The sequence below is a fragment of the Vibrio sp. MA40-2 genome (assembly GCF_047302445.1).
In the GTDB taxonomy this organism is placed as follows: Bacteria; Pseudomonadota; Gammaproteobacteria; order Enterobacterales; family Vibrionaceae; genus Vibrio.
This window is the reverse complement of the sequence record NZ_CP178628.1, coordinates 1,980,838-1,993,627: the sequence shown is the minus strand read 5'-3', so window position 1 is coordinate 1,993,627 and position 12,790 is coordinate 1,980,838. Positions and strand designations below refer to the sequence as shown.

Here is a 12,790-nt window from a genome sequence, read left to right as displayed (position 1 = left end):
AACAATCAATTGGTAATTTATGGATTTAAATTTTGATCGGCAACACATATGGCACCCTTATACTTCCACGGTAAATCCGTTGACTTGCTATCCAGTATCACGAGCCGAGGGCGCAACTATTCAGTTAGAATCTGGCGAAGTGTTAGTAGATGGGATGTCCTCTTGGTGGTCGGCTATTCATGGCTACAACCATCCACTGCTAAATGCTGCTGCGCATCAACAAATTGACCACTTTTCTCATGTGATGTTTGGTGGTTTAACTCATCAACCGGCGATTGATTTGTGCAAAAAATTACTCAAACTCACACCCGATAATTTGCAACAGGTTTTCTTGGCGGATTCAGGTTCGGTGGCCGTAGAAGTAAGCTTGAAAATGGCCTTGCAGTATTGGCATAGCAAAGGTAAGCCTAAATCCAAATTTTTAACTTTGCGTGATGGTTATCATGGCGATACTTTTGCTGCAATGTCGGTTACCGACCCAGATAATTCTATGCATAGCCTGTACAAAGGCTTTCTTCCTGAACATATATTTGCTGACTCCCCCCAAACTGGCTTCTGGCAGACATGGGATCCTAATGATATAACCGACTTTAAGCACAAACTAACGGAAAACCACCAGCAGATTGCCGCAGTGATAATAGAACCTATTGTTCAAGGTGCTGGTGGGATGCGTATTTACCATCCTGAATTTCTTAAACAAGTTCGCCAGTTATGTAATGAATTTGATGTGCTTCTTATACTGGATGAAATTGCGACTGGCTTCGGGCGAACTGGTAAACTGTTTGCCTGTGAACATGCGAATATCCAACCCGATATTCTCTGTTTGGGCAAAGCATTAACCGGCGGTTATATGACTCTGTCTGCAACATTAACCAGTAAGCATGTTGCCGATACGGTGTGCAACGGTGAAGCTGGCTGCTTTATGCACGGCCCTACATTTATGGGCAATCCTTTAGCATGCGCAGTGGCATCGGCTAGTATGCAATTAATAGAATCGGGTGAATGGCAGACACAAACTGCCTCGATTGAATCACTTTTCGCCGCCAAACTGCCTAGCTTGAATCAGTACCCGTTAGTCAAGGATACCCGTTGGCTAGGCGCTATTGGTGTGGTAGAAACCAAGCGAGCGGTTAACATGACGGTCATTCAAAAGTTTTTCGTCGACAACGGCGTGTGGATACGGCCGTTTGGTAAGTTAATTTATATCATGCCACCGTATATCAGTAGTGAAGAACAAATTAATCAGCTAATAGAAGTGATTGAAAAAGCGGTACAAAATGAAGCCTGCTTTGTAGACTAGTTAAGTTCGCTCGAGTAAATGACGCAATAAGATCAATAAAGCCGACATAGTATTGTCGGCTTTTATTTGCAATGATGTTACTAAGATCTGCGTTGGTTCGAGATTAGCTTAAGTTCGAAATTAGCGTTAGTTCGAAATTAACATTAGTTCGAAATAAACGTAATCCCGAGCTAACCTTAACCGATATGGGTTAAACCATTCATGTACTTACGCAACACTTGTGGGATCTCTATGCGGCCATCAGCTTGCTGATTGTTTTCTAACACTGCCACCATAGTACGCCCTACCGCCAAACCTGATCCATTCAATGTATGCACTAATTCAGGTTTTTTCTCGCCTTTACGACGGAAACGCGCTTGCATACGACGCGCTTGGAAATCCCACATATTAGAACATGATGAAATTTCTCGGTAAGTCTCTTGAGCAGGAACCCACACTTCTAAATCGTAAGTTTTACAAGCGCCGAAGCCCATATCGCCAGTACATAGCACCACTTTACGATAAGGTAGCTCTAGAAGCTGTAACACTTTTTCTGCATGACCGGTTAACTCTTCCAATGCATTCATCGAATCTTCTGGTTTAGTTACTTGTACTAACTCCACTTTATCGAACTGATGCATACGAATAAGACCGCGTGTATCACGACCGTACGACCCAGCTTCAGAGCGGAAACATGGTGTATGAGCGGTCATTTTAAGCGGTAAATCTGCTTCATTGGTAATCGTATCGCGTACCATATTAGTAACAGGCACTTCGGCGGTTGGTATTAAACACATACCTTGACCTTCTTCTGTTGCTGGTTTGGTATGGAAAAGATCTTCACCAAATTTAGGCAACTGTCCTGTACCGTAAAGGCTGTCATGATTGACTAAATAAGGCACATACATTTCCGTATAACCATGCTGTTCAGTGTGCAAGTCAAGCATAAACTGGGCAAGAGCACGATGTAAACGAGCAAATTGACCTTTCATCACGATGAAACGCGAACCAGAAATTTTCACGGCACTTTGGAAATCAAGGCCACCTGCCAATTCACCAAGGTCAACATGATCTTTTAATTCAAATGGATACGTTTTCGGTTCACCCCAACGAGCAACTTCGACGTTTTCATTTTCGTCTTTGCCGTTTGGTACAGAATCGTCAGGTAAATTCGGAACCGATAAGCTAATACTTTCCAGCTTAGTTTGCAGGTCGGCTAACGCTGCTTTCGCTTCGTCTAGTTCACTACCTAGGTTACCAACTTCAGCTAGAATACGGGCAGCTTCATCATGATCGCCTTTTGCTTTCGCTTGACCGATGGACTTCGAACGGGAATTTCGTAGCGCTTGCAACTCTTCTGTTTTGACCTGCAACGATTTGCGTTGCTCTTCAAGTGCACGAATGGTTTCTACGTCGAGAGTAAATCCTCGACGGGCTAATTTTCCAGCTATTTCATCTAGCTCTGTTCGAAGTAATTTAGAATCTAGCATTGCTAATCCTATGCCTTTTAGTTGAGAAAAAACGCTTGATCAACAGTAATATCGTTATCAATGCGCTATAGAATAGTTAATCGAGTAAAGATATCCAAAAAGCACTACTTTTCATAGCGCTTTTGTGGGCTTTTTTCATCTAACGAGGCAAGATAATCTAACTTTTCCGCTATTTTGCTCTCTAAGCCTCGGTTGGTGGGCAAATAATAACGTGTTTGTGCCATTTCTGGTGGGAAGTAATTTTCTCCGGCAGCATAAGCATTAGGTTCGTTATGCGCGTATCGATACTCTTCTCCGTAGCCCATATCTTTCATTAAACTGGTGGGAGCGTTTCTTAAATGATGAGGCACTTCATATTCAGGTTGGTCACGTGCGTCAGATAACGCTTGTTTCCAGGCGGTGTAAACTGCGTTACTTTTTGGCGCACATGCTAAATACACTACAGCTTGAGCAATCGCACGTTCCCCTTCCGCTGGACCTATGCGAGTAAAGCAATCCCATGCTGACACGGCGATTTGCATGGCTCGTGGGTCGGCGTTACCAATATCTTCGGAGGCAATGGCCAGTAAACGACGTACGATATACAGTGGATCACAACCGGCCACCATCATTCTTGCAGACCAATACAGCGCTGCATCAGGGTCGGAACCACGGATCGATTTATGTACCGCTGAAATAAGGTCGTACCAAATATCTCCTTTGTTATCAAAACGAGATACTTTTTCCCCCGCTACCTCGGCTAACAAGGGTAAATCAATTTGCTTTATCGACTCTTCATTCTCTTGCGCCATATCATACAGTAGCTCAAGATAATTGAGTGACATACGTGCGTCACCATTAACCAGTTCAGCTAATCGGTCTAACACATTATCAGCAAAGTGTGCTTTTGTTTTGCCTAACCCGCGCTCTTGATCATTTATCGCTTGGTTCATGACTTGTAAAATAGCGTTATTATTTAACGAGGTAAGTTTATACACTCTCGCACGTGATAATAATGCATTGTTAAGTTCAAACGAGGGGTTTTCTGTAGTCGCGCCAATAAAAGTAATGGTGCCATCTTCAATATGGGGCAAGAAGGCATCTTGCTGACTTTTATTGAAACGGTGTACTTCGTCGACAAATAAAATGGTTCGGTGACCAACCAATTTATTCTCTCGAGCCTTTTCTATCGCTGCTCGTATATCCTTTACTCCGGAAGTAACCGCAGAAACACGTTCTACTTCGGCATTAGCGTAATTGGCCGCCACTTCTGCTAAGGTGGTTTTGCCTGTTCCGGGTGGACCCCAGAGGATCATCGAGTGTATTTGCCCCGCTTGCAATGCTCGGCGCAACGGCTTACCTTCACCTAAAACATGCTCTTGACCGATGTACTGTTGTACTGTTGTTGGTCGCATTCGTGCCGCAAGTGGCCGAAAATCTTCAGCAGCGGCAAAGTCTAAACTGTAATTACTCATAAACGGTCGTTACTCATTCACTGTTATTCTGATTTTAGGCTAAGACAAACATCCTTTTTACCAACGTATTCACGCTCTACCAGCATATTCATTTTCTACCATCATATTCATTTTATACCGGCATATTCATTTTATACCAGAGTATTACTCGCGCTGATCGTCAATTTCAACGCCATCTGGAATAACAAAGTTAAAACGTTGTTTGTTTGGCACGTCATTTTGATAGTTATTGAAGACAAATTGGCCTTTTTGACCATCTTGTTCAATCACATTGAACCCTTTAATCTCGCCACTTTGATCCACATTCAGCTCAAATTGACCTTGATTAGAGTCGACCGCAGTAGGAGTCAAAATAAATTGGTCGCCATTTTGCGCTACGTTGTAGTTATCCCAATCACTGGCTCTATTACGTGTTAATAGAATAAATGGAGTTTGCGCGGTGGCTTGTTCTTGCCAATAGATGGTCACTTGCTCAATAAACGGGTCGTAATACCACAAGGTTTTGCCATCAGAAACGAGAGTATTTTGGTCGGGAAATGTGGTGGTCCAACGAAATAAACTCGGACGAGCGATTTCTACCTGCCCTTCTCCTTGCATAACAATTTCATTGTCGGCACTGATCACCGTTTGCGAGAAAGAGGCGCTAAATCCGTCAGTTTTGGATAGGCGCGAATTTAATTCATCTTTGGCGGTTGCCAAAACGGAGGTACTAAACAGTAGCGCAGTCAATGCGACAACGGTGGATTGACAACCACGCAACATACCAAAGCGTGGTTTATAAGAACGCGATACAAAACTAGATGATACAAACAGGCTAAACAATTTTTTCATTCATTAAACTCGGTCATATTAATACTGATTTATTGGACTCACTCGGTGCCAGTTAGTTCCTAAAACAACCTATCGCTCCGACAAGCGCTGACACTACTCTTTCACAGGCGGCGGTGCAATAACTTCACGATTGCCATTGTGGCCTGGCGCACTAACGATACCTTGTGCTTCTAATTGCTCCACGATACGTGCTGCTCGGTTGTAGCCAATTTTAAATCGTCGTTGCACGCCAGATACCGATCCACGACGGCTGTGAACCACATGCTCCACAACTTGGTCAAACAGTGGGTCAACATCTTCATCGCTATCGAGGCTTTCACCGGGTAATAAGGTATCGCTTGTCTGTTCGCCTTTAATTATTTCATCAATATAATTTGGCTGCCCACGGGCTTTCCAATCATTTACCACCGCATGAACATCGTCATCAGATGCAAAGGCACCATGGACACGAATCGTATGGCTGGACCCCGGTGGTAGATACAACATATCACCCATGCCTAATAAAGATTCAGCGCCACCTTGATCTAGAATGGTTCTAGAGTCCGTTTTGGTTGAAACTGTAAACGCTACACGCGTAGGGATATTGGCTTTAATAAGGCCGGTAATCACATCTACTGATGGACGCTGAGTCGCCAAAATAAGATGAATACCAGCCGCACGTGCTTTCTGTGCTAGCCTTGCAATCAACTCTTCAACTTTTTTGCCCACCACCATAATTAAGTCGGCAAACTCATCGACTACCACGACTATGTAAGGCAGTTTTTCCAGTAATGGCGGTAACTCATCCATACTGTCACCGGCTTTCCATAATGGATCATGAATCGGGTGGCCTGCATCTGCGGCCATTTTTAATTTATCATTAAAGCCCTTAACATTTCTCACACCTAATGCCGACATCAGTTTATAGCGACGTTCCATCTCACCAACACACCAACGCAATGCATTGGAGGCATCTTTCATATCGGTAACAACTTCAGCTAATAGATGCGGTATGCCTTCATAAATAGACAGCTCTAACATTTTTGGGTCAATCATGATAAAGCGCAAATCTTCAGGCTTGGCCTTGTAAAGCATACTCAAGATCATAACATTGACACCAACCGACTTACCTGAACCTGTTGTGCCGGCCACCAACACATGAGGCATTTTAGCAATGTCGGCAATCACGGCTTCACCGCCAATATCTTGCCCCATAACAACCGTGGTTGGAGAAGTCGATTCTTGAAATATCTTACTTCCAACAACATCAGAAAAATACACGGTTTGACGAGTCATGTTTGGCAGTTCTAGACCAACATATGGTTTACCCGGGATCACTTCAACAACCCTCACGGCCATAGCAGAAAGTGAACGGGCTAAATCCATGGATAAACCTGAAATTCGGCTAACTTTTACTCCCGGTGCCAAATCCAGTTCAAAACGGGTGATCACTGGGCCCGGAAATATATCAACCACTCTCGCTTTGATTTTAAAATCTTCTAATTTCGATTCTACTAATCGAGCGATATCTTCGAGTACTTCTCTATCGATTTGATTTTCACGTTTTTCAGGGTAATAAAGTAAGTCCAATGCGGGTAACGGCGTAGTAGGAACTGGCAGATCTTGCTGCTTTTGCATCAAAAATGGATTCTGCTCTCCTGCCATATTTTTTTGCGCTTCAGCCACTAGATCTTGGAATGCCAATGAATCGTTATCAACGGCTGGCTGTGGCTGGTTGGATGGTTGTGGCTGATTGGATAGCTGTGGCTGGTCGGATATAGTTGCAGTAGATGACGCTTGTGTAGATGGAGTTGGTGTAGATTCTGGCTCTACAAGATGAGCAGCCTCATCTGATGGTGCAACGTTATTGCTTGCAAGCTCTTGAGAATTAACAGTGTGAGCATCAAGGTTGTGGTTATTGGCCTGTAAATGGTCTGCTGCGCTATTTTCAACGTCAAGATTTTCAACACCCGTATCCTTAACGCTAATATTTTTAACGTCATCACTTTTTGCTGCAACTGGATCTTGCACCACGACTTCCTGTTGCTTTTTATCTTCGTCATCATCGAGCAAACTATCTATATTACCTAGCGATATTGACGGTTCGATTTGCTGCGAGCCGATTTGCTGCGAGTGCGAGATAGTAGAACGCGACGTTGATCTGTGCGCGACAGTATGATCGGGATTGGTTAGGTTAATAACCGGAAAATCATCATTGTCTTGCGCATCTTGTTCTAGCTTCTCAATCGTTGAATCCAATTGTGAAGAGCGATTAACCGTGTCGGATTGTTGATTCGCTGCGTCGGTAGAGGCATTTTCATTCGGCACATGAATATTATATCTACGCGGTTGCGGTTTATCCTGTTGTTCAAAATGATGAACAATTGGACTGTCTAAGGGTTGTTGTTCGTCCGACGACTCGGCTACATAATCATTTTGTACAGCCTGCAATTTTTCTTTGTTGCTTCCACGCAACGAGTTGAGCATCCAAGCAATTGTATTTAAAAAAGTCGACCCTAAGAACTCGACAATCGATAGCCAAGAAATTCCGCTAACAAGAGTCAGTCCTGCTCCCCATAGAAATAGTAATACAATGGTGGTACCTAACACATTTAATGTAGGAAGGGATAAGCTGGTTAATACGTCTCCGATTACACCACCAGAAGAGAAATACCAAATATCATCAAAATTTATATCGGCTAAACCACAACTGGTCAGAATAACTAAACTTAAGCCTAATATTCTGGTGCCCCAAAGCATCAGGTCGATCGGATCTTTTTCATCTCTTTTACGAAACAAGCCCCATGTAAGCAGAATCAAAACCGGTGGTAACCCATACGCTAATGAGCCAAAAACAAAAAAGAAAGTATCCGCTACCCACGCTCCTAACAGGCCGGCAGAATTGTTCACTTCCATTCCCCATGATGTTTGCGACCATGACGGATCGGCAGGGCTAAAACTGAACAGAGAAATAGCCAGAAAAATAGCGGCTAAAGAACCAAGAATAAAACAACATTCTTGTAGACGTTGAAAACCATTCAGACGACGTTTATCACCATCATCACCGGTTTTTAAGATAGTTTGTACTTTCGCTTTTTGCTCTTTGAACATAGAATTTCGTTTTTTACTCTTGGTTTACGCTTTAGATATATTCGTTTTTACGCTTTGGGTATAACAGAACATTACTCTGTTGTATAAACAATCCGAGCGGCAACTGCCGCTCGACTCATGGGTACGATTTTAATAAGTTGAATTTAATCATAACATCAACCGAAACCCAATTTATAGCAAGCCTTAATCAGACTCTAGTCCAAATTTGAGGCTTGCATAAATCATCCTCTATCGCGTCTGGATAACCAATTGATTCGATTGTTTCACTTCTTCCATAACAACATAAGTACGAGTGTCATTTACACCGGGTAATCGTAACAATGTATCACCAAGCAGTTTACGATATGCTCCCATATCCGATACACGAGTTTTAAGAAGATAATCAAAATCACCAGAAACTAGGTGACACTCTTGGATATCATCTAACTTCTGTACTGCGGTATTAAATTGTTCAAATACATCAGGTGCGCCACGATTCAGGGTTATCTCTACAAATACAAGTAAAGATGCATCCAAATATTGTGGGTTCAATAATGCGGTATAACCAATGATATACCCTTGTCGTTCCAATCGACGAACACGCTCCAAGCATGGTGTAGGTGAAAGACCTACTCGCTTAGACAGTTCTACATTCGAAATACGACCATCCTTTTGCAATTCATTCAATATATTGCGATCGATACGATCCAGTTCCTTGGACGGCTTTTTGTAGTTGTCTGCCATTTTTTTATTCCACCTTTTAACTTCCCTGCAAAAAAACATATTACAACTTGGTAATATGCAGAATCAAATATTACTTTCTACATTTTATTCTAGATGTATATCTGGGTTTTAAACTAAAAACCTAGTTATTACAACTATAAAACTGATATTAAAACCATAAATCTAGTTATTAACGCTATTACCATAAACCAAATGAGTGCTATCTCAAACCAAATTAGCGCTAACGACAAAGCAAATTGGCTATAACTACAGGCTAAGCCGCTACAACCATAAAAGAAAAAGGACATAATATGATTATTGGTATACCTAAAGAAATCAAAAACCATGAGTACCGTGTGGGCATGACCCCTGCGAGTGTTAGAGAGTTAGTCTCACACGGCCACCAAGTTTTAGTTGAAACCAATGCTGGCTCAGGTATTGGCTTTTCAGACGATGATTATATCGCTGTAGGCGCATCCATACTTGCTACTGCTTTGGATATATTTACCAAAGCAGAAATGATTGTAAAGGTAAAAGAACCGCAATCTGTGGAGCGCGCGATGCTCCGTGAGGGACAAATATTATTTACTTATCTGCACCTTGCGCCAGATTTTCCACAGACCGAAGAGCTTATCAAGAGCAAAGCCGTCTGTATAGCCTATGAGACTGTAACAGATAATATGGGTCGTCTGCCACTACTCGCGCCGATGTCTGAAGTTGCGGGTCGTATGTCTATTCAAGCAGGTGCACAAACACTAGAAAAATCTAATGCGGGACAAGGATTGCTACTTAGCGGTGTTCCTGGCGTTGCTCCGGCTAAAGTTGTGATTGTGGGCGGTGGCGTTGTTGGTTCTAATGCGGCTAGAATCGCTGTGGGTATGCGAGCTGACGTGACAATACTCGATCGAGATATTCACACATTACGTCAATTAGACGAAGAGTTTCAAGGCAAAGCAAAAGTGGTTTATTCTACTACTGATGCTCTGGAACAGCTGGTATTAGACGCAGACTTGGTGATCGGTGCGGTATTAATTCCAGGTGCTGCTGCGCCAAAACTTATCACGCGTGAACATATTTCAAAAATGAAACCGGGGGCAGCTATTGTTGATGTGGCCATTGACCAAGGCGGCTGTTTTGAAACTTCGCACCCCACGACACATGCGGATCCTACTTATATTGTTGACGATGTAGTGCATTACTGTGTGGCTAATATGCCAGGAGCGGTGGCGAGAACGTCAACTTTCGCCCTGAACAATGCAACGCTACCTTATATTGTAAAACTGGCAGACAAAGGTTATAAACAGGCGCTTATTGAGGACAGTGGTTTCTTAAACGGCCTTAATGTTATTCATGGTCACGTTACTTGTAAAGAGGTCGCAGAAAGTTTTGATTTAGAGTACGTTGAGGCAAAATCTGCCATCTTAATGTTTGATTGAAAGTATTACTGGCAGCTAGCAGTTGCCAGTAAATCACCCCAGTTGCCAGTAAATCACCTCAGTTGCCAGTAGATCGCCTCAGTTGCCAGTAGATCGATCACTTAGTAGCATGAATAATAATATTTCTCGGCGTAACGCTTCTATTACAAAACTCTGTAACAGTGACGTTGTAACTGCACTCTTGTAAAAATAAGCCGCGATCATATACAAGCCAGAGCTCTAAAGCTCGACGAAACATCTGCTGAACCAAGCTTAAACGTTCCATGTGGCAAAAACGTTGCTCGCCTTTTTGCTGCCAATAGTCAAAGTTTACTTCTGGTAAAACGATGTTTTTTTGTTCTGCTGCCCAGAAGCAGAAATCTTTAAAGCCAGCAGCAAGCATCGATTTTTTAATACTAGGGATGGCAACATAATCGGTTAAACCTAGGCATTGTTTCAGCAACAGATCAAAGCCTAACCGATAACTCATTTCTTGTTCTCGATGCCGCACCACTCTTTGACCACCCGTTACCGTTTCTTGTAGTGGAATGCGTAATTCCGCTTTAGAGAGGACTAGAGTCGAGTGAGCGATAGCGTAAGCCGATAACGGTTGATATTGTTGCTTTTCAATAAGGTGATAGCAACAAGGTGACACAGTAATTGCCTGACTGCCTGCAGCAGTTGCATGCTCAATTAATCGTACATGTAAATCACCACAGGCATGTAAAGCAACGGCATGTTGATCTTTTGTTAGTACACTTTTAGCCTCGGGAGACAAAGCATCACCCTGAATAAATTGCATGTTTAAAGACTTGTTGTGCGCTTCTTTCTGTCCTGCATCACATAGCGACTGTTGCCATTCAAAACTTGTAACCAATTGCTGTGAATGTGATGCTAATACTCGGCCTAAATAGCCTTTGCCAGAACACCATTCTAGCCATTGCTGGCCTTTTTGGTTAGCGAGCAAAAAACGGCCCATTGACGTAATTTGCTGTAATTTTCTGCCGGGGATACCTGAATCAATGCCTCTTGCCAGTTTGAATGGCGCATTATTTTGTGTCGGTAACTGGCTTTTGTTGGATAAATCGGATTCTGTGGGTAAATCAGCTTCTTTGGGTAAACTGATAAGACGACTGAGCATTTTCGCGCTTGGAAATGCCTCTTCTATATCGACTAATAAGCGTGATGTGGCCGATTTATACGCCACAACTTGTTCGATAGATAAGGCTCCGAGCCAGTGACATAAATCTGGATAATCTTTTAGCCAAGGGAGCGCAGACTGAGCACTCTGATGAAAAGGTTCAAAGCGCCACAACGGTTGATGCTGGTTTAATATTTGATCAAGCTGTAAAAATGATGTCTGCAAGATTTGGGCTCAAGATAATAGCGTTAACGAATAGGTAGATCGATATCTTTAAACATCGTCTTAATCTCTGCATTATTTCTTAAAGAGATTGCTTGCTCGATAACAGGACGAGTTAAATGGGGTGCAAAACGCTCCATAAAATCATACATATAAGTGCGTAAAAAGGTACCACGCCTAAATACAATGCTTGCGGTACTTAAGCCAAAAATATGGCTAGCATCGATAACCACTAAATCATCATCTTCAACTTTATCAATCGCCATGCTGGCGATAACACCAACGCCAATGCCCATTCTTACATAGGTTTTAATAACGTCGGCATCGGTGGCGGTAAAAATAATTTTTGGTGTTAAGCCGACCTGATTGAACGCCGTATCAATGTCAGAACGGCCAGTAAAACCAAACACATAAGTGACCAGAGAAAAGGCGGCGAGATCTTCAATAGTTATTGCCGATTTTTTCGCTAACGGATGATCTTTATTAACAACAATTGACCGATTCCAATGGTAACAAGGAAGCATAATGGCATCTTGGTACAAATGTAGAGCTTCTGTTGCAATCGCAAAATTTGCGCTTCCTTTTGCTACGGCTTCAGACATTTGAGAGGGCGTACCTTGATGCATGTTTAACGACACTTTAGGGTAACGAGTAGTGAAACCTTTAATCACTTCCGGCAATGCATAACGGGCTTGAGTGTGCGTGGTTGTTATATTTAGTGTGCCCATTTCAGGATTGGTATGGTCACTTGCTACCGATTTGATACTTTCTGCACGAGAAAGTATTTCTTTAGCAATTCTAACAATATCTTCACCTGCGGTTGTCACTTGAGTAAGGTGTTTACCGCTGCGCTCAAATATTTGGATTCCAAGCTCATCTTCAAGTAACCTAACTTGCTTGCTTATCCCTGGTTGAGAAGTATAAAGGCTTTCTGCAGTAGCGGAGACATTCAAATTATGATTGACGACTTCAACAATATACTTGAGTTGCTGTAACTTCATTTTGCTACCTGTATTCTTTTACCGTCTAACGTTATAATCAAAGGTTATAACTGCTATTTATAACGTTTAATTGTAAAAATTGATAGCGAAAAACCATCGTTTAGACCTAAAAGCATGTTTAGATAGCTATATTAATGACAATTATTGTTGTAAATCACTTAATAT

The 12,790-nt window shown here is 42.4% G+C and carries 9 protein-coding genes; 2 read left to right on the top strand and 7 right to left on the bottom strand.

Translation table 11 applies throughout. The features are described from left to right. The first annotated feature begins 19 nt into the window (after positions 1 to 19). On the top strand, positions 20 to 1,300 hold the full coding sequence (gene bioA, locus ACLKML_RS16630; protein ID WP_413284131.1) for an adenosylmethionine--8-amino-7-oxononanoate transaminase: 1,281 nt from the start codon (positions 20 to 22) through the stop codon (positions 1,298 to 1,300). 176 nt (positions 1,301 to 1,476) lie between these two features. Here the strand turns inward: bioA and serS are convergent, their stop codons facing one another. From serS to lrp, 5 genes are all read right to left on the bottom strand, one after another. Then, the gene (gene serS / locus ACLKML_RS16625; RefSeq protein WP_413284130.1) at positions 1,477 to 2,769 is read right to left on the bottom strand and encodes a serine--tRNA ligase; all 1,293 of its coding nucleotides are present in this window, start codon (positions 2,767 to 2,769) and stop codon (positions 1,477 to 1,479) included. 104 nt (positions 2,770 to 2,873) lie between these two features. After that, entirely contained in the window at positions 2,874 to 4,223 is a 1,350-nt protein-coding gene (locus ACLKML_RS16620) for a replication-associated recombination protein A (RefSeq protein ID WP_413284129.1), read from the bottom strand. A 144-nt stretch (positions 4,224 to 4,367) separates the two neighbouring features. Then, positions 4,368 to 4,985, bottom strand: a complete 618-nt coding sequence (gene lolA, locus ACLKML_RS16615) for an outer membrane lipoprotein chaperone LolA (RefSeq protein WP_413285914.1) — start codon at positions 4,983 to 4,985, stop codon at positions 4,368 to 4,370. A 162-nt stretch (positions 4,986 to 5,147) separates the two neighbouring features. Beyond that, on the bottom strand, positions 5,148 to 8,144 hold the full coding sequence (locus ACLKML_RS16610; protein ID WP_413284128.1) for a DNA translocase FtsK: 2,997 nt from the start codon (positions 8,142 to 8,144) through the stop codon (positions 5,148 to 5,150). 228 nt (positions 8,145 to 8,372) lie between these two features. After that, complete coding sequence (gene lrp / locus ACLKML_RS16605) at positions 8,373 to 8,867, bottom strand: leucine-responsive transcriptional regulator Lrp (RefSeq protein WP_317716280.1); 495 nt, start codon at positions 8,865 to 8,867, stop codon at positions 8,373 to 8,375. Between the two features lie 290 nt (positions 8,868 to 9,157). Here lrp and ald point away from each other — a divergent pair, with 290 nt between their 5' ends. Continuing rightward, positions 9,158 to 10,282 carry an alanine dehydrogenase gene (gene ald, locus ACLKML_RS16600; RefSeq protein ID WP_413284127.1) on the top strand — a complete coding sequence of 375 codons (1,125 nt, stop codon included), beginning with the start codon at positions 9,158 to 9,160 and terminating at the stop codon, positions 10,280 to 10,282. A 97-nt stretch (positions 10,283 to 10,379) separates the two neighbouring features. On the opposite strand, the gene ACLKML_RS16595 is transcribed toward ald, so the two are convergent. Together ACLKML_RS16595 and cysB are read right to left on the bottom strand one after the other, a co-directional pair. Beyond that, complete coding sequence (locus ACLKML_RS16595) at positions 10,380 to 11,627, bottom strand: methyltransferase (RefSeq protein ID WP_413284126.1); 1,248 nt, start codon at positions 11,625 to 11,627, stop codon at positions 10,380 to 10,382. Between the two features lie 23 nt (positions 11,628 to 11,650). After that, a complete protein-coding gene (gene cysB, locus ACLKML_RS16590) occupies positions 11,651 to 12,625 on the bottom strand; it encodes an HTH-type transcriptional regulator CysB (protein WP_413284125.1) in 975 nt (324 codons plus the stop codon). Between the last annotated feature and the right edge of the window lie 165 nt (positions 12,626 to 12,790).